Source organism: Mangrovibacillus sp. Mu-81, from assembly GCF_036867415.1.
In the GTDB taxonomy this organism is placed as follows: Bacteria; Bacillota; Bacilli; order Bacillales; family Bacillaceae_B; genus Rossellomorea.
The window spans coordinates 40094-58169 of sequence record NZ_JBAJHU010000009.1; the positions used below are offsets into that span (position 1 = coordinate 40094).

Here is an 18076-nt window from a genome sequence, read left to right on the forward strand (position 1 = left end):
TAATTCTTTAATAATTTTTAGAGAATTCAATTTTATGTATTATTCAGTTGAATATTGGAAATCTTCACAATATGGAAAATCATTTAGTTTTAGAATGCATAGAAAAGTATGGAAAAACGCCAAATGAATTATCAAGATATTTACAAGAAAATAAACTTACTATTACTGAATTCGCAAGGAGATCAGGGAAAAATAACAGCACTGTCGGAAAACATTTTAAAAAGTACGGTGTTCACCCTTATAAATTACCTCTTGCAGAAAAAGCGGAGTTTATTTGTAAGAATTGTAATACTACCTTTGTTAAAGTGATACGGAATTCACCTATTTATAATCAATTCTGTAGTCAAAGCTGTTTTGCAGATTCTCAAGTAAAAGAGTTCGATGAGTCAAATTTTAGGTTCAATACCAAAGAATATGAATTCTTTGCGCCTGATGAAACACTTGGAACATATGACATTGTAGGTAAACAAAAGAATTTTCGTAACAAAGAAATTTGCAACCACTTCTTTTTTAAATACGGGATTATTAATAAAATAATCGCTTATCCTTTTGGTGTTATGTTAGGAGACGGTAATACCTTTCCATCAAAAAAAAAATGCAACAAAGACAGTATCAATATCGCAAAAAGACCATGATATTGCAGAAAAAATTTCTAAATTATTAAACTACACCAATGAACTAAAAATAGTAAGAGATAAATATAAAGAATTAAGAATACATAGTCCATATCTATTTAATGACCTAGTAGCTTTGGGGTGTGTTCCAAATAAGTCATTAGTAGTGAATTATCCATTAATCCCAGATTCATTAGATAGTACTGTAATTCTCGGATTAATAGATGCTGACGGATCTTGGTTTCATAGGAATAGTCAGTTGTTTCTTGCAATTTGTGGTAACGAAAAACTTATGTATGGAGTATATTTAAAAATCAAAAAACATCTAAATATAACCCCCTCTCATGTTTGGTACCCTATTGATCATAATGATTGTAAATCTGAGTCATTTATGAAGATGTTATTTTGCAGCCGTGATTCAATAAAGATTCGTGATTGGTTGTATGATGGCGCGGAAATATATGGAGAAAGAAAGCATAGTATTGCTTATGAAGAAACTTTCAATTATAAAAAACAATTCACAACAACTCACATGGCTGCCTACTTGGGAGTATCTGTAGATTTTATAAAGAGTAATTTAAAAAAGCATCCACACCTTCCAGTACATAAAACTTCTGGTGGTTTACGTTATTTTCTAAAGGAAGAAAAAAAGCAGTGGGTAGACTTTCTGCGAATCCAACTTGAAGATCCAAAATCAAGACTACCCAATAAAAACGAATTAATTAACAAGTGGCAGGTGGTGTAATGGATCGTAGAACTTAACCTGCCCGGTCTTTATATACCTTACCCCCTAGAACATCATTTTTCTATAGCAGCTTTTGACGCTTATGGACACCTTTATCACTCACTATAAGGAAGAAAGAGAAGTATATGTTTAGCTTTCTAAATCAATTCCTTACTATCAAATTCTACTGAATAGGCATATTGATGGTTGATATAACCCCACATTTCCCTCCCCTTTCCGAAACGGCTCATATCTTTTTGGGTAAACAAATTATCTATATTGTCTGATTGGTCAGATTCAACAAAGGATAATGAATGCTGAATTGGATCTTGGTTTTGCATATTTTGTTTCTCCTTGCTTAACGAGAATTTAAAATAATAATTAATCGTACTAATTTTTAAGTATTAAAAAGCACCGTTCTATACTTGTAAATAAAACACTCGTAATGTGTGTTTCTAATCCCGTTTTGCCCTTTTCTAGCTCTTTACTTATAATAGCTCGCTAAATGAATCTGATTTCCCCTCCTTTTCTAGACTTTTTTAAAATAGTCTACCTGCACTTTCAGATAATCTCTTTCCTCTTCTATTGAGTTAAAACTTTTACATGGTCTCCCCCTTGAGAGTGGATCTTCCAAGCAACAGGTTCAGCTTTGTCGATGTAAAATGTTTAAACCTGTATTCTCATGTAGCCGGTCTTATCAAATATGTTTGAACTAACGATAAATCGGAATACGGTTTAAAGAAAACAGATAACAGTTTCAATAACAATCCTCATAACAAACCTAATTAAAAACCCTATTACAAAAAACATTAGGAAAATGCAATTGACGGTAATAGAAGGATTGGATCCCTTGATATATATGTAATTCAAGTTTTATTGATTTTTTCAGATTACAGCAATTTTTCACCAGTATTGGAATTGTGCTTCTTATGGCTTAGAGAAGTTCAATAAAATCTTTTAATGCTATAGGAAGTCGTATAGGAGTAGAAGTAATGGTTTTTATAGAAACGATAATTGTTTTCATCTGAAAAATAATGGAAGAAATGAACACAAAAAAACCAGTTTTTCCTCAATTGGGAGGTGGAACTGGATCGTATTATTGTATGAAGTTTCTGTTTTTTTATGACTCCGCTTAAGTATGTTCTATAGACAAACACGAATAAGCTGTTAGCTTCTTATTTAAAAAAGAAGGGCAACAGCTTGTTACGAATTTATATATTCATCAAGCACGGCTAGATAATTCTTTGGTTTTGGTTCTGGTTCCTCACTGCTCTCCTGTATGCGTTGACCAAGAGGAGCATGTTTCTTTTTGAAGAATCGTACCACCTGTTTGAGTTGGTTAGCTTCCTCCTCTAGGTATTTATGTTTAGAGAGTTGAGCATTAGCAGCAAAAGATGCAATGAGTTTTTTTGTGTTCACTGCTTCTAGCAGTTCGAAAGGTTGATGGATGCCTGCTTTGACACCTTCTACTCTCAACATCTTGTATAACTTAGCTTCGTGAACTGCGTAAGTGGTTTCAATGGATTCTGCTAAGTATGTCCATGGCTCCTCTGCAGCTAGACCTGAGAGTAAATCGTAAGCATTATCAATTTTCTTGATGTCTTGATCTATTAGAACCTTATGTTCATCAGACGAATTGGCAATAAAGTATTTAATAAGTGTAGGGATGTGAGCGCTTTTTATTGGATTTGACAAAGAAGTGCTCACAAATCCGCCTAACTGATTTTCAAGAGTACTCAAAATAACCTTCTTGATCTCTTCTAATAAATAGAAGTCTGTGAAGGTGTTTGCGGCTTTGCCAACAAGGTCGTAATAAATGATACTTTCATTTTTTTCTTTGAAGTATTTTTGGAGGGCTGTACGGTATATCTCAAGTCCGGCAATGCCGAATTGTTCTATCAATGTTTTCTTTCTACCTATGATGAAATTAAATGTTTCTACTTTCATATCTTCATGGCACATATGGTAACGGTCAGCCAATAAGCGAAGTTCCGCCTTACCAGCTTCATTCTTGATAGCTTCTTCATTGAACAAAGTGGGATTCACTTTCAGATCGAGATTGTGTTTTTGTTTGAAATATTTGCTAGTGCGTGATTTTTTATTGTTTTTAAATCCGAAAGTTCTATGGAAATCGGACTTGTAGTGGATTGTATTATTATCAATTAGTTGTTTATTTCCTTTGAAGCGCACTGAAATATAGCCATTATCAATAAGAAAGAATAGGTCTTCTGTCATATCTTTATAACTATCGTAAATATTTAGTCCGTATTCGCGGTCATGCAGTGTATTTTTGTACAGGTTTTCAACGGCTACACGTGTAAATTGATTCCTTACATTGTTTGTAGCGATGTATAAGAATAGACGAGTCTGATTTTTAGATAGGTTTTGGAAATCAGCTGAATTGTAAAAAGGGATATGCTTAAGGTAAGAGTCATCCCCATTTGTAGGCAGGTGGAAATGAGAAACATAATAACCATTTTCGTAGGTTATAAGTTTCTTACCTTGATATGTAGTTTCACGTAACTCATTTAAAGCTTTATGTAATTCGCGTCTGTCGCAATACATCTTTCTCTTTACAACTTCTTTGTCCAGGTGGATACGTCCGTCGCGATCCACGAAAGGAGTTAGGTGAAAGATTAAGTTTAAAGAGGTTTGAGAAATGTTTAACTGTTTCATTGGAAAGTCTCTAAGCAATGTTCTATCTAGCTTTGCGGTATGTATGCTAAAACTCATGATTATCACCCAAATTTTTGTATATATGTTGTAAATAAATAAAAAAGGACCACAAATGAACCGATGCAGGTACGAAACCCATCGTTTAATTTGTGGTCCTTCCACTTTTTTGTATATTAAATTACTTTATTATTTGATAAAATGATTGTACTTTTATTAACTCATATTATTAAAAAAAATGCAATCAATACCTAAAAGAGATTATGTATTTCCTCGGCTGGGAACTTCTGTATATAACATACCATGCAACCCAATTCTTGTAAAGGTTATTTTTAATTATTTTTGCTGAATGAATCAATTCTTTTATCAATGTAGTTTTTAACTCTGTTGATGCGGGAGGATTTCTAAGACTTTAGTAATCTGTATTCAAAAGAATATAGGAATTAATCATTTATTTTCTTAATAAAAGCGAACTCTTACTAGAATTAATTCTAAAAGTCATAAGAACAATTGAGCATTTTGAAATTAAAAATTGACCCCGCACGTTACCAAAAAAATTCACAAAGCACACATTTGATTTTTTAATGGGGTTTTTTCGTGATTTTTTTCTTGAAACGACTTAAATTGACTTATTTTAAACGTATTTAATAACTTCGCTCGCATCCAAAAGGTCAGCGGTTCGATCCTGCTATGCTCCATATACCTAAAACCCTTGATATTCAAGGGTTTTTTTATTCCCTAACGTCTCTCCTTTTTCCTTGTTTATCCCTACACTCTCATTGTGAATTTTTACAGTTGGAGAAATTCCATAGCGTGGAAACACTAAAATTCAACTCTGAGCCCAGTTCTAAATAGATATATTAGTTTGGCTGGTTATCTTTTTCACCGCCTAACTCAAACGGTGAATATACCCCTTCATAATCCACAATCGTCACCATTCCCATATCCGCATGGTTGTTATCGTGGCAGTGGAACAGCCATTCTCCTGCGTTATCCGCCTTGAAGTAGATCACATACTCTTCTCCGGGTTTCACGTGAATTAAGTCTTTCACAATTGGATTTTCAAATTCTTCCCCGTTTTTAGAATTCACCTGGAACCGGTGACCATGCAGGTGCATAGGATGATTCATTCTTCCTGTATTTCTCAGTGTCACTTTTACAATGTCGCCTTCCTTTACCTGAATAGGCGGAGTCTCGGGGAATGTTTTATCATTTATTTGGAAAGACATCCCTTCTCCCATGTTCATTCCCATGCTTAAATCCATGTCGTAATTGACATCTGGATCAGGGGTATCTTCGAATAGGAGTTTTTCACTTCCATATGAAATACCTTTTGCTGTATCCTTTCCGGATGCAAGCACAACCTCTTGATCCGACGCTTGGTTATTATTCTCTGATATCAACGGGATCACCATGTCTTCCGCATTTTCTATGTTCTGTTCCTGACCGATGAAAGCAGTCTCCTGGGTTCGTTTCGTAAACTCCACATCGATTCGCTCGCCAGGTGCAATTTCTAGTACATTGGAAGTGTTTTTTTCTGATATAACCTTTTCTGCATCATTGGCAATTACACGCATAGAACCTTCCGGGAAGACTAATTTATGCACCTGATAACCCGCATTAACGAACCTCAACCTTGCTTTTTCACCTGATTCCATCTTAAGTGGTTCGATGGCATCCCCCGATTTACCGTTCACGGTAAACGTGTCGTACATTTGTTTCGTATCCGCTTCACCGTCACCGGACATAGCTCCCTGCATCATCCCCCCCATATTCGACATATCCCGTTTATCCTGATCTACCGCCCATTCATCAAGAATGAAAAACTCATCCTTTTCATATTCTTTTTCCTTTTCTTCAATAACAAGTGAACCATAGAGGCCTTTATCCACCTGTTTTGAGCTTTGTTGGTGAGAGTGATACCAATAAGTCCCTGCGTCGTTTGCTATAAATTCATATGTAAAGCTTTCCCCAGGCTGCACCGCATCCTGAGTGAGTCCGGGAATTCCGTCCATTTTATTCGGTAATAGGACCCCATGCCAGTGAATCGTAACCGGAACGTTGAGTTCGTTCTTTAAATTTACTTTTACAAAGTCTCCTTCTTTAACCCGAAGCGGTTCTCCTGGAACTGTACCGTTATAGGTCCACGCGTTTACAATCTTTCCTTCACTGATTTCCCACTCTTTTTCTTGAGCGGTTAAATCAAATGACTTTACATTTCGTTCACCTTGCTCTTGTGCCCCGACCTTTAAAATACTCCTTTCGCCGCTTTTCACTCCCTCTGGTAAAGTCATATCACTTTTATTCCATGGAGAATTGAGATACAAAAAAACACCCATGATCACCAATATTGTAATAAGTATAGATCCTATTATTTTCCTGTTCATCGTTGAGTCTCCTTAATACATTTTTTGAATCACTACCACGGTACCCATCTCTCATGCAGAATCTTTGCAAGTAAATCGTAAACGAAGACTGCGCCATTTAAGGCGCAGTTAGTGAACACGAAACAGAAACCTCTCAACTCTATTGTTCCAGTTTTCTCTTAAGCCGATCGTATTCCTCTTCAGTAATTTCTCCTTTTGCCAGCCTCTCCTTTAATCGATTCAATGCTTGGTTGTTCATGTTTTGAGTTGGAGGACTGGCATCTCCTTTTGGATTTGACCTCATCATCCAAATGAATACTCCAATGATGGCAAGGATGAGAATAATAAAGAGAAATCCGCTTCCAAAAAAGCCACCGCCCATACCTCCGCCGTTCATCATAAAATCATCTCCTTATTATTCTTATACACACTACCGTATTTTATAAACTAGAAATTATCCATGTTTAATTAAATTTCGTAATAGTTTACAAAAAAGAGCATATCCACAATGTACGGATAAGCTCTTTTCGTTTATCATTGTTCTTTGGATGACAGCTCACTTTCCGTAACCCATTTATGATTTTTCACTTCTTCTCCGCCATCCGTTGGGGTGTAATCGACCATATAGACGGTTGTTTCTTCAGCTGAATCAATTGCGGCTTTAGCACCATCCATTCCTTCCATGTGGTTGGCATTTAATACGACTTCATCTGCCTGCTTATATGGTTCTTCCCTGAGGTTCTCCAATTCTTCATGGATGACCCACTTGTGGTTTTTAACTTTTTCACCACCGTTTGTAGGCGTATAAGTAACAGTGTATACTACAGTGTCATAAGCACCTTGGATAGTCGCCTCTGCACCTTTCATCCCCGGCATATGATCCGTTTCGAGTAAGGCATTGCTTCCGACTGCATATTTAGGGTTTTCTGCCTCCTTCAAGCCTTCTGGAACTTCACCCGAACCAGAATGATTCATTTCACCATGGTCCCTATCATCCATTTCTTCTTTTTCTTCCATCTTCTCTTGATCACTTTGGTTTTCGTTGTTTTCTGTCTTTTCCCCGTTGTTGCTAGAACAAGCCCCCAGAACAAGAATAGATAGTGTTACGAAAAGCAAAGCAATTCTTTTGATTGTCATGTTGACTCCTCCTTACTTACGTTTCATTAAAATTTTACCCTGTAGATATGCAAAATATATGTAGAAACAAAAACTATTTATAAGCTAGAGTTAACTGTTAAAACTGCACACTTTCTTCAAAAATAAAATGTAAACTTATTAATAGTTCAGAATTGAGGGTTGATAATGAAGATATCTACCAAGTTAACGGTATATTTCACGATTGCAGTATTTATTTTGGTTGTTTTCATCTTGGTTTTTCTCCACGAAAGTATCGTGAACAGTAGGATAGATGAAGAGATAAATTCCATTCAATCCAGAGGTGAAAGTCATCGTGACATATTAGAGGATAATTACACTCAGCAAACCCTGCAGCATATAGCCCTGATGGAATCAAGGACAAGTGCAATCGTTGTTGTTACTGACAAACAAAAAAACATAATTATTGCTTCGGACAAGGTTTCACCTGAAATGGAAGGGGTTATAGAGAAAGCTGTTGTAGCTTCTTATCCCAATAGCAACATGCTAAAAAAAGACTACCGTAATGACGATTACATCGTATCTATGTCTTCTTTTCGTGCAAGTTCTCAGGAAGGCTATATCTTTATGTTCAAACCTACTGGCCCTTTAAGAAAACTAATCAAGGAACTAAATTCTCACTTTCTAATTGCAGGCTGGCTGAGTTTAGTACTAATGATTATTATTCATTTTATTCTTTCCAAGATTTTAACCCGGCCACTAATTAAAATGAAGGCTGCAACCGAGAGTATCAATAGAGGAGATTATGATGTCATGCTTCCTCAAGCTGGAAATGATGAAATTGGCCAATTGTCACAAGCTATACAGAAGTTATCTGATGATTTAAAGACAATAAAAGCAGAGAGAGCTGAATTTCTAGCAAGTATCTCTCATGAACTTAGAACTCCTCTAACTTACGTGCAAGGCTACACTACTATTGCAAAGAGAATAGAAATCGGGGAGCAGGAGCGAAAGGAATATCTTCATATTATCGAGGAGGAGACCGGTACAATTGTCCAGCTAGTGGAAAATCTTTTTGAACTTGCAAAGCTTGATGAAAATACCTTTACTATTTACAAGGAAACAGTGGAAATTGGGCCTTTATTAAATAGATTATATACAAAGGTTAAGCCGGCATTTGTTAATCAAAACATTCAATTACATTTTGTAGATTGTACAACTAATATGGTCATCTATGCAGATCCGATACGTCTGGAACAAATTTTCTTGAATCTGCTGGATAACGCTAAGAAATATTCAAAAAAAGATACGATGGTCACTCTTACTGTCACCTCTGACTCGAAGAATGCTATCTTCTCGCTTGAAGATGAAGGTATCGGTATCCCTGAAGATGAAATTCCGAATATCTTCACACGCTTATATCGCGTTGAAAAGTCTCGTTCTAGAGAACATGGGGGATCAGGGCTTGGACTATCAATTGTAAAAGAGCTGGTTGAAGCACACAGAGGTGATATTCAGGTGAAGAGTACAATCGGAAAAGGAACGATTATACAACTGTATATTCCTATCAAGGAGGGTTCTAAATGAAAAACATTCTTATTGTAGATGATGAGGCGAGAATGCTGAATCTCATTGAACTTTTTCTCAAACCGCGTGGGTACTCATGTGTTAAAACTAACAACGGTCATGAAGCCATCCAGCAATTGAGGAAGAGAGAATTTGATTTACTGCTGCTTGATATCATGATGCCAGAGATGTCTGGTTGGGAAGTATGTGAAAAGATCAGGACGTTTTCGTCGGTCCCAATCATCATGCTTACTGCAAGGGACACAAAAGCCGATCTTATCAGAGGCCTTGAACTCGGAGCAGACGATTATCTCACAAAACCATTTGACGAAGAAGTGCTCCTGGCCAAAATTAAAGCAGCTTTGAGAAGGCACAAGAATGAGTTCAAAACATCTAACTCACACCTCTTAATCAGAGGGGATTTCAGTTTGAATTATCAGTCATTCACACTAATTCATAATGAAAAGCAAATATCACTCACTTTGAAGGAATTTAAATTACTAGAAGCATTAATGAAGAAGCCTGAACAAGTGTATACAAGGCAGCAGCTTCTATTGATGGTATGGGATAATCATGCAGAAACTGAAATCCGCACGGTAGATTCTCATATCCGGAATCTTCGTGACAAGTTAAAATCCGCTCACTTTCCCATTGAGAACCACTTGACCACCATTTGGGGATTTGGTTATCAGTGGAAAGTATAAATAAACAAGAAGGCAGGAGAAAATTATATGAAACTTAATAAAGCAATTGGTATATTAATTGGATCTGGATTACTAATAACCGGATGTTCCTCTACAGCACAAGAATATAAGTTCGTAAGTCCAGAATCAGAAAATGTCGAACACCTACATGGTGCAGGATACCCAAATAATGACGATGCTTTTTTTATAGCCACTCACAACGGACTCTATAAATATGAAGAAAACAAATGGACAGAGGCTAATCGCAATAAACATGATTACATGGGATTCTCTCCATATAAAGACGGTTTTTATTCCAGCGGGCATCCTGAGAATGGTTCTGACTTGAAGAACCCCCTGGGAATCATCAAGAGTACTGATCAAGGGAAATCTTTAGACAAGCTGGCATTCTATGGGGAAACTGACTTTCATTATCTTTCTGCAGGATATGAATCCGGTCAGTTGTTTGTCATAAACCAAGAACCTAATTCTACATTGGAAACAGGCCTTTATTCTTCAAGCGATGAAGGGGAAAACTGGAACAAGAGAAAAATGTCAGGAATCGATCCTGCTAAGTTGATTGGACTTGCCGCCCATCCTGATAAAAAAAATCTGTTGGCTATAAATAGTCAGGAAGGGATCTTTTTCTCAGAAGACGGCGGGGATACCTTTTCACCAATAATGCAAGGAACACCGGTTACCAGTGTAGTATTAAACGATAAAACCGGGGTATATTCGAGTTTAGAAGAAGAGGGTATCAGCTTGATTAAATTTAACTTGGAATCACTTGAAGAAGTAGAATTACCGTTACCTTCAATAAATAACGATAATCCTATCATGTTCATAGCACAAAATCCAAAGAATCAGTCAGAAATGACGTTAGTGACATACAAAAATGATATCTACCGTACGTCTGACGGCGGCAAGAACTGGACTGAAATTATGGACAGTGGAAAACCTAAGTGATAATAATGAATAAGGTTGTGTAAGTATGTATGAAATACTAACTAGAATCAGTAATACATTAAGTCTCCCGTTTTACAATATGGTGGATAGTTTAATGGATTTTCCTATTTTAGTTGCATTAATCTTAGGATTAATCGGTTCACTCGCGCCCTGCCAGCTCACCACGAATATCAGCGCTATCACAATTTATGGAACCAGCAGTATCCAGTCTAAAATGAAGTGGACAGAAGTACTTTTTTTCATAGCAGGGAAGATCATTGCCTTCTCTTTGCTTGGTCTATTATTTTGGTGGATTGGAAATGATTTCAGATCTAATAGCACTATTTTTTTCTCTGCATTCCGGAAGGTTATAGGTCCCATGATTATTTTTATTGGTTTATTTTTATTAGGCTTCTTCAAGTTGCGTTTCATTAATAAACTATCAAGTTGGATTCCAATTACATTTAAAGAGGGGAAATGGGGATCGCTTTGGATGGGAATCAGTTTTTCAGTTGCTTTTTGTCCAACTATGTTTATTTTATTCTTTGTAACCCTAATGCCAGTTGCCATTTCTTCTCCTTCAGGCTTTATACTACCGTCATTGTTTGGAATCGCTACATCTATTCCACTTTTAATTATTCTATTCATGATTAGCTTTTTGGAACTTGATGGATCGTTGATTAAAAAAAGCAGAAAGGTAGGTTCCTTGGTTCAGAAGTTTTCTGGGGTAGCCTTAGTTATCCTTGGGGTTTTTGATACGCTCACGTATTGGAGTTTGTAAACCAACAATTAAAAAGAAATTCTCATGAGAAAGTATATGATATATGTAAATTTCATTTTCAAATGAATATATAGTAAAAGAGCATCGAAAGAGATGCTCTTTTACTATATTGTGATCTATGCAGTTAAATTTCTTAGAGTGTTCCTCAAGTAAGTCACCTGCGCGTTACTCAAAAAACCTTAAACTTTCAATAAACGTGCATTAATAGCTACTATCACGGTACTGAGTGACATTAGTACGGCTCCGATTGCCGGACTCAGTACAATTCCTGCATTGTACAGTACTCCAGCTGCCAGCGGAATAGCTACAATGTTATAACCGGCAGCCCACCATAAGTTTTGAATCATCTTCCGATACGTTGCTTTCGATAATGAAATAATGGACACAACATCGTTCGGATTACTCTTTACCAATATAACATCCGCTGTTTCCATTGCCACATCAGTACCCGCTCCCACCGCTATACCAAGGTCGGCGTTTGCAAGAGCCGGTGCATCATTTACACCGTCACCTGTCATTGCTACTCTCAGACCTTCTTTTTTCACCTCCTTGATCTTTTCAGCTTTTTGGTGAGGCAAAACCTCTGCATAAACCTCATCAAGATCTAAACTATTCGCCACCCAGTTGGCCACCTGCTTGTTGTCGCCCGTCAGCATCATAGCACGGATATTGAGTTCTTTTAATCGTTTCATAGCTTCCTTGGAGCTTTCTCTCACTTTATCCGCCAGAGCAATCATGGCAGATAATTCTCCCTCAACAAGTACAAACACTACAGTTTTCCCTTCACCGGATAGTTTTTCATAAATATCTTTATCATAGGAAATCTTCTCTTCAGCCATATAACCAGGACTGACCACCATTACGCTCTTGCCATTAATGCTCCCTTTAAGGCCCTTACCTGTAATGGATTGGAAGTTTTCCGGTTCTGATAATTTAATTGAACGTTTTTCAGCTTCCTCGAAAATCCCTCTTGCAATTGGGTGCTCTGACTGGGCTTCCAATGAGGCAGCGAGCCTAATAACTTCTTCTTCCGAACTTTCAACCAATTGTATATCAGTGATACCAAACTTACCTTCTGTCAACGTTCCAGTTTTGTCAAATACAATTGCATCAAGGATTCTTGCACCTTCAAAGCTAGCACGATCTCGAATTAACAGCCCCCTCTTCGCAGCAATTGCCGTCGATCTTGCGACTACGAGTGGAGCAGCCAGTCCCAATGCGTGCGGACAGGCAATAACCATGACTGTTACCATTCTTTCCAATGCGTAAACAAAACTTTCCCCTATTAACAGCCACACTGCCATTGTAATGATGCCCGCTAAAAGAGCTATATAAAACAACCATTTAGCTGCACGGTTTGATAAGTCTTGTGTTCGTGACTTTGATTCCTGTGCTTCTTTCACCATCGTCACGACCTGTGAGAGATAACTGTCTTCCCCTGTTTTCTCCACTGAAACTGTCAAAGAGCCTTCACCATTGATTGAACCGCCAATGACTTGATTTTCTTTGAATTTTTCAACAGGCACTGATTCCCCTGTTAACATTGACTCATCAAGTGTGGATTCTCCTTTAATGATTGTTCCATCGACCGGTACTTTTTCCCCCGGTTTAATCAGAACCTTGTCCCCCTGTTTCAATTCTGAAGTCGGAACATCTTTTACATTTCCTTCTTCATCGACGAGGTGAGCCTCTGACGGCATTAACTTCACTAACTCCTCCAATGCACGTGAAGCACCCATGACCGATTTCATTTCAATCCAGTGGCCAAGGAGCATGATGTCAATCAACGTTGCCAACTCCCAGAAGAAGTTTTTTCCGGAAAGACCAAATACCGTAAGCGAACTATAGGCATAGGCTACGGTGATGGCCAAAGCAATCAGTGTCATCATTCCAGGTTCTTTTCGCTTTAACTCTTTCCAGGACCCTTCAAGAAATGGCCATCCTCCATAAAAGAATATAAACGTAGCAAGGCCGAATAAAATATACATATCTCCAGTAAATCTTAAATCTATCCCTAAGAATTCCTGAATCATAGGTGAGAAAATCAGTATTGGAATAGTGATGATGAGCGAAATATAGAACCTTCGTTTAAAGTCATCAACCATATGGGCATGATGAGAAGCATGATCTTCCTGCTCCCCGTGAACATGTTCATTTTTCATCCCTGGTTCTCCGTGAGACTCTCGGTGCTGATGATGATCATGTGTATTTTGATGATTCATCCAAATATTCCTCCTTCATAAACAATCTTTCAATTAGTAATGCCCCAAAAATATGCAGAATTCATGAAAAACCATACCTTTACTATTAACAAAAAAGCATAACAGTCAAATTGCATGGCTGTTATGCTTCTTAATAAGTTCAATAATTGTAATTATACTGCCATAGGGATGCACCTGTTACTGAAGGCATACTTCAGCATATTCACATTTAGATGTACATGCATCATATAATTTCAATGCTCACAGCCGTTTAACATCGCAAGTCGTTAGTGCCTCCGATAGTTGTGAAGATATGGTTCAAGTCTATACTTCTTTCTACGGTAATACATCAGAAAAATAGATATGCCAATAATGAGCAACGAAATCAATTGAGCTACTCGAATACTGTCTGTAACCATTAGACTGTCTGTCCTCATTCCTTCAACAAAAAATCTGCCCATGGAATACCAAATCAGGTAAGTGAGGAACACATCTCCCTGCTTTAATTTTGTGAACTTTCTTCTAATAGTGATCAAAACAACAAATCCTAATAAATTCCAAATCGATTCATAAAGAAATGTCGGGTGATAATAATTACCCTCGATGAACATCTGATCGACTATAAAGTCAGGGAGGAACATTGATTCTAGAAACTCTCTGCTCACTTTAGTTCCATGAGCCTCCTGATTGATGAAATTACCCCATCGTCCAATAGATTGAGCCAAGATCAAACTCGGTGCAGCAATATCGGCGACTTTCCAAAAAGATATGCCTTTTTTATAACAGTAAATAATTGTGGTTAATACCGCCCCAATCAACGCACCATGAATGGCTATTCCGCCTTCCCAGACAGCAATGATATTCAACGGGTTTTCTTTATAGTATTCCCATTCAAAACTAACATAATAGATTCTTGCAAAAAGAATGGAAATAGGAATTGCCCAAATCAAAAGATCCGGAAATACGTTATGGTCCAGACCTGTCTTTCTGGACTCTTTAGTAGCCAGCAAGAACCCTATCAGTATACCTAACCCTATTATTACTCCATACCAGTAAACAGTAAAGGGTCCAACTTCTATTGCTATACGGTCCATCGTGTTTATGTCCTCCACTGTAAAACATACCTCCTTTTAATAGGATAGTTTATCTGATAAATAAGGAGAAAATATGAAATGAGACACTTTTTTATATAACTGTGAATTTTTTTTGACATACATCTAATTTCATAAGTTTTGCATTTATTTTCATTAATCTAAAGTTATAACTTTTATGGAGGTAACGAGATGAAAAGGTTAATTTTATTTAGTTTTTTCCTGTTTTTCACAATCGTGTTAGCTGCCTGCTCTTCACAAGAAAACGACATGGGCAGCATGGACCATAGTAGTTCCAATGATAATGCCAAACAAAGTTCAACAAATTCGGACGATCAATCAGATGGAGTAAAGACGGTCGATACAGAAACATTGACAGGTAACGAATTTACAATTACTTCAAAAGAAGGAATCCATCAACTAACTCCTACAACCAGCGTTAACGCATTAACCTTTAACGGATCAGTTCCAGGTTCACAACTTCGAGTCAAACAAGGGGAAAAAGTAAAAATTAATTTAAAGAATGAATTAGATGTCCCAGTTACTATTCACTGGCATGGCATTACTGTTCCTAATGACATGGATGGGATCCCAGGGGTTACTCAGAATGCCGTTCAATCCGGAGAAACTTTCCAGTATGAATTCACTCCTGAAGATGCAGGTACCTATATGTACCATACCCATCAAAATGCAGTCGAACAAATGGATAAAGGGCTTTATGGCTCTTTAATTGTCGAGCCAAAGGAAGTCAGCTATGACAGAGATTATACGCTCATGCTCGATGAATGGATAAGCGAAGAAAAGAATTCGGGTATGGATGAGATGGAAGGCATGGACCATGAAAAAATGAATTCAGAAGGGGGTCAGAACGAAGGCTCTGAAAAAATGGAGAACGATGAGGGAAATTCTATGGGTCATGATATGAGTGAGTACGATGTATTCTCCATAAACGGTAAAAGTGGGGAAGCAATAGAACCACTCAAAGTCAAGGAAGGAGAAAAGGTTCGACTTCGCCTTGTGAACGTTGGCTTTATTTCCCACAAGATACATTTACATGGACATGATTATAAAGTGGTCGCAATTGACGGTCAGGAAATAACGAATCCACAGAAACTTAAAGACGAAGTTGTCTCCATCGCTCCAGGTGAACGCTATGATATCGAATTTACTGCAGACAATCCTGGTGAGTGGTTCCTCGAATGTCATGGTGAAATGGAAGGCACAAAAGGAATGAAGACTTTAATAAAATATGAAGGTGCAGAGACCAGTGTAGATAAGTCAAATCAAGCTCAAAAATTGCCGGAATTTAACTTTACATCGTACGGGGAGCCTGAGGAGACTAAGTTCATCCTTGATCAACAATATGATGTCGAATATACAATGGATTTGAATACCGCAATGAACCACGAAGGAATGGCCTATACAATCAATGATAATACGTTCCCTAATACAGAAAATATCAAGGTAAATGAAAACGACCTTGTAAAAGTTACATTGACGAACAATTCGAAAAGTGATGACCACCCCATGCATCTACACGGACACTTTTTTCAAGTATTGAGTAAAAACGGTAAACCAATAGAAGGTTCACCCATTTGGAAAGATACAATAAATTTAAAGCCCGGAGATGAATACGTAGTGGCCTTTAAGGCAGATAACCCTGGAAACTGGCTATTCCATTGTCACGATCTTCATCATGCAAGTGCTGGAATGGTCAATATGGTGAAATACAAAGGTTTTACACCAAATTTTACTCCAGACCCTGAAGCAAATAACCAGCCGGAATGATAAGTGTGCTTACTGATAAATATATAAAGCCCTGTAGTATTCTTTAATAACCTACAGGGCTTTATATCATATTTGCCAGTACAATACTTATTTTTTTTCTTTTCATCTTGAAATTCAAATAGCCCAGGACCATTACTCTAGGAGCCACCATTAAAATCAAACTTCACTGCGATGCTTTAATTACATTCACAACAATCATTGCTTCCATTAAAAGAGCTGGAATTTTCCCAATGGTGCTGATTATCGAAAACGCCACAATGTGAATGTTGCTGAAAGCTGCAGCGACGGTCACCACACTCGAAGGAATAAATGGTACAATTCTAAATGCAAACAACAGGAATATCCATTCATTTCCCTGAGCATTTTTTAATTTAACAAAATATTTGTTTCTGGTTACTTTGTCAAGCTTTGAAGAGGAAGTCCCTCTTCTGTACAATACAAATCTGATAATAGTTCCTAAAGATTCACACAGGATTGATACTACGATTCCTGTTTCCAGTCCAATCAGAGTTAAATTCATTTTGGTGTTATAAAAAAGTTGGTAAAACAACTGATAAAAACATTGATTGCAATACTGAATACAGCAGTAAAGAGTTTATTGTCCTTAATATTTTGTCTATGATGTCATTACAAAGATGCGTAAACCAATCCATCTTAACTTCATTCCTTCTTAATTTTTGGAGGTTCCTCAGTTCACATTCACTACATACGGAAACACGAATACTTCCCCGTCAAATTTAAATTCTGCCCAAACTTTATAAAGTCCTGGTTCAGCAAAACTTGTTGCAAAGATAGGATTTTCGCCTTCTAATGGATGAACATGAAGATATTCCTCGGCATGTGCATCCAAGATAACCACATGGCCAAGGGCTCCCAAGTATTGCTCGGGTACTTCCCCGTTCAAATCAAAGTGCAACTCCACTTCCTCACCGCTTTTCAGGGTACTGGGGTTTAATGTTACTTGATGAGAACCGATTTCCACAGAAAGCTTTTCACTTTCAATCAATTTAGCGTGATGGCTATCTGCACCTTGCTCACCTATGTTAAAAGAAATGGCTTCAACATGATAACTCTTGTTGGTTGGCTTGATATCCACAAATGCTTTATAGCTTCCATCTACTAAATCGTGGTTTACCTTGAATGTTCCTTCTGAAGTTTTTTCTGGATGCAAGTGTTTGTATATTTCCATATCAGATCCTACAATAATTAGATGAAGTAATTTTTCGTGATTGATATCTAATTCGTCTACAGGATTGCCATCTGTATCTTTCACCATGATGGAGATTGAATTATTTTCTGCAGCTACATCGACATTGACTTCGCTTCCCTCCACACCTTCACCGTGTTCGTCATGGCTGTCTGATTCAGTTGATGTTTCTTCATGTTCACCGTGAGTATCGGCAGGTTCAGCGGTTTCATGGCTATTATGGCTTTCAGATTTTTCGTTTGAAGCCTTTTCATCCGACTGAAACACTTGTGAATACACAGTATAACCTCCAACTATTAGCAATAGATATACAAGTGCAGATACAGCCCATTTTTTCATCTT

General features: G+C 37.3%; 16 protein-coding genes. 7 read left to right on the forward strand and 9 right to left on the reverse strand.

The annotated features are described in order from the left end of the window. The first annotated feature begins 71 nt into the window (after nt 1–71). Nucleotides 72–635, forward strand: coding sequence for a hypothetical protein (locus tag V6B33_RS16550; protein WP_282139112.1), 564 nt, complete (start codon nt 72–74; stop codon nt 633–635). Between the two features lie 145 nt (nt 636–780). Then, nucleotides 781–1359 carry a hypothetical protein gene (locus V6B33_RS16555; protein ID WP_282139111.1) on the forward strand — a complete coding sequence of 193 codons (579 nt, stop codon included), beginning with the start codon at nt 781–783 and terminating at the stop codon, nt 1357–1359. Between the two features lie 137 nt (nt 1360–1496). Here the strand turns inward: V6B33_RS16555 and V6B33_RS16560 are convergent, their stop codons facing one another. From V6B33_RS16560 to V6B33_RS16580, 5 genes are all read right to left on the reverse strand, one after another. After that, on the reverse strand, nt 1497–1679 hold the full coding sequence (locus tag V6B33_RS16560; protein ID WP_159362668.1) for a hypothetical protein: 183 nt from the start codon (nt 1677–1679) through the stop codon (nt 1497–1499). 862 nt (nt 1680–2541) lie between these two features. Next, entirely contained in the window at nt 2542–4014 is a 1473-nt protein-coding gene (locus V6B33_RS16565; RefSeq protein WP_282139110.1) for a hypothetical protein, read from the reverse strand. A gap of 857 nt (nt 4015–4871) precedes the next feature. Then, the gene (locus V6B33_RS16570; RefSeq protein ID WP_334218838.1) at nt 4872–6398 is read right to left on the reverse strand and encodes a multicopper oxidase family protein; all 1527 of its coding nucleotides are present in this window, start codon (nt 6396–6398) and stop codon (nt 4872–4874) included. Nucleotides 6399–6537: 139 nt separating this feature from the next. After that, nucleotides 6538–6777 (reverse strand): SHOCT domain-containing protein, encoded by a 240-nt coding sequence (locus V6B33_RS16575; RefSeq protein ID WP_159362671.1) that lies wholly within the window; start codon nt 6775–6777, stop codon nt 6538–6540. Nucleotides 6778–6911: 134 nt separating this feature from the next. Then, on the reverse strand, nt 6912–7514 hold the full coding sequence (locus V6B33_RS16580; protein ID WP_282139108.1) for a YdhK family protein: 603 nt from the start codon (nt 7512–7514) through the stop codon (nt 6912–6914). 165 nt (nt 7515–7679) lie between these two features. On the opposite strand from V6B33_RS16580, the gene V6B33_RS16585 reads away from it, so the two are divergent. The 4 genes from V6B33_RS16585 (at nt 7680) to V6B33_RS16600 (ending at nt 11447) form a co-directional block, all read left to right on the forward strand. Then, nucleotides 7680–9059, forward strand: a complete 1380-nt coding sequence (locus V6B33_RS16585; protein WP_282139107.1) for a sensor histidine kinase — start codon at nt 7680–7682, stop codon at nt 9057–9059. Next, a complete protein-coding gene (locus V6B33_RS16590) occupies nt 9056–9742 on the forward strand; it encodes a response regulator transcription factor (protein ID WP_282139106.1) in 687 nt (228 codons plus the stop codon). The genes V6B33_RS16585 and V6B33_RS16590 overlap by 4 nt, the downstream gene beginning before the upstream one ends. Before the next feature lie 27 nt (nt 9743–9769). Continuing rightward, nucleotides 9770–10687, forward strand: coding sequence for a F510_1955 family glycosylhydrolase (locus V6B33_RS16595; protein WP_159362674.1), 918 nt, complete (start codon nt 9770–9772; stop codon nt 10685–10687). Between the two features lie 94 nt (nt 10688–10781). Further along, nucleotides 10782–11447, forward strand: a complete 666-nt coding sequence (locus tag V6B33_RS16600; RefSeq protein ID WP_334218839.1) for an urease accessory protein UreH domain-containing protein — start codon at nt 10782–10784, stop codon at nt 11445–11447. A gap of 179 nt (nt 11448–11626) precedes the next feature. On the opposite strand, the gene V6B33_RS16605 is transcribed toward V6B33_RS16600, so the two are convergent. Both V6B33_RS16605 and lgt read right to left on the reverse strand, forming a co-directional pair. Beyond that, complete coding sequence (locus tag V6B33_RS16605; protein ID WP_334218840.1) at nt 11627–13669, reverse strand: heavy metal translocating P-type ATPase; 2043 nt, start codon at nt 13667–13669, stop codon at nt 11627–11629. Nucleotides 13670–13935: 266 nt separating this feature from the next. After that, on the reverse strand, nt 13936–14760 hold the full coding sequence (lgt, locus tag V6B33_RS16610) for a prolipoprotein diacylglyceryl transferase (protein ID WP_282139103.1): 825 nt from the start codon (nt 14758–14760) through the stop codon (nt 13936–13938). Between the two features lie 171 nt (nt 14761–14931). Between lgt and V6B33_RS16615 the strand changes: the two genes are divergently transcribed. Further along, entirely contained in the window at nt 14932–16527 is a 1596-nt protein-coding gene (locus tag V6B33_RS16615; protein ID WP_282139102.1) for a multicopper oxidase family protein, read from the forward strand. Between the two features lie 163 nt (nt 16528–16690). Here V6B33_RS16615 and V6B33_RS22115 read toward each other — a convergent pair whose 3' ends face one another. Both V6B33_RS22115 and V6B33_RS16620 read right to left on the reverse strand, forming a co-directional pair. Continuing rightward, nucleotides 16691–17047: a VTT domain-containing protein gene (locus V6B33_RS22115; RefSeq protein ID WP_282139122.1), complete on the reverse strand. Its 357-nt coding sequence runs from the start codon at nt 17045–17047 to the stop codon at nt 16691–16693. Nucleotides 17048–17215: 168 nt separating this feature from the next. Then, a complete protein-coding gene (locus tag V6B33_RS16620) occupies nt 17216–18073 on the reverse strand; it encodes a hypothetical protein (RefSeq protein WP_159362680.1) in 858 nt (285 codons plus the stop codon). Between the last annotated feature and the right edge of the window lie 3 nt (nt 18074–18076).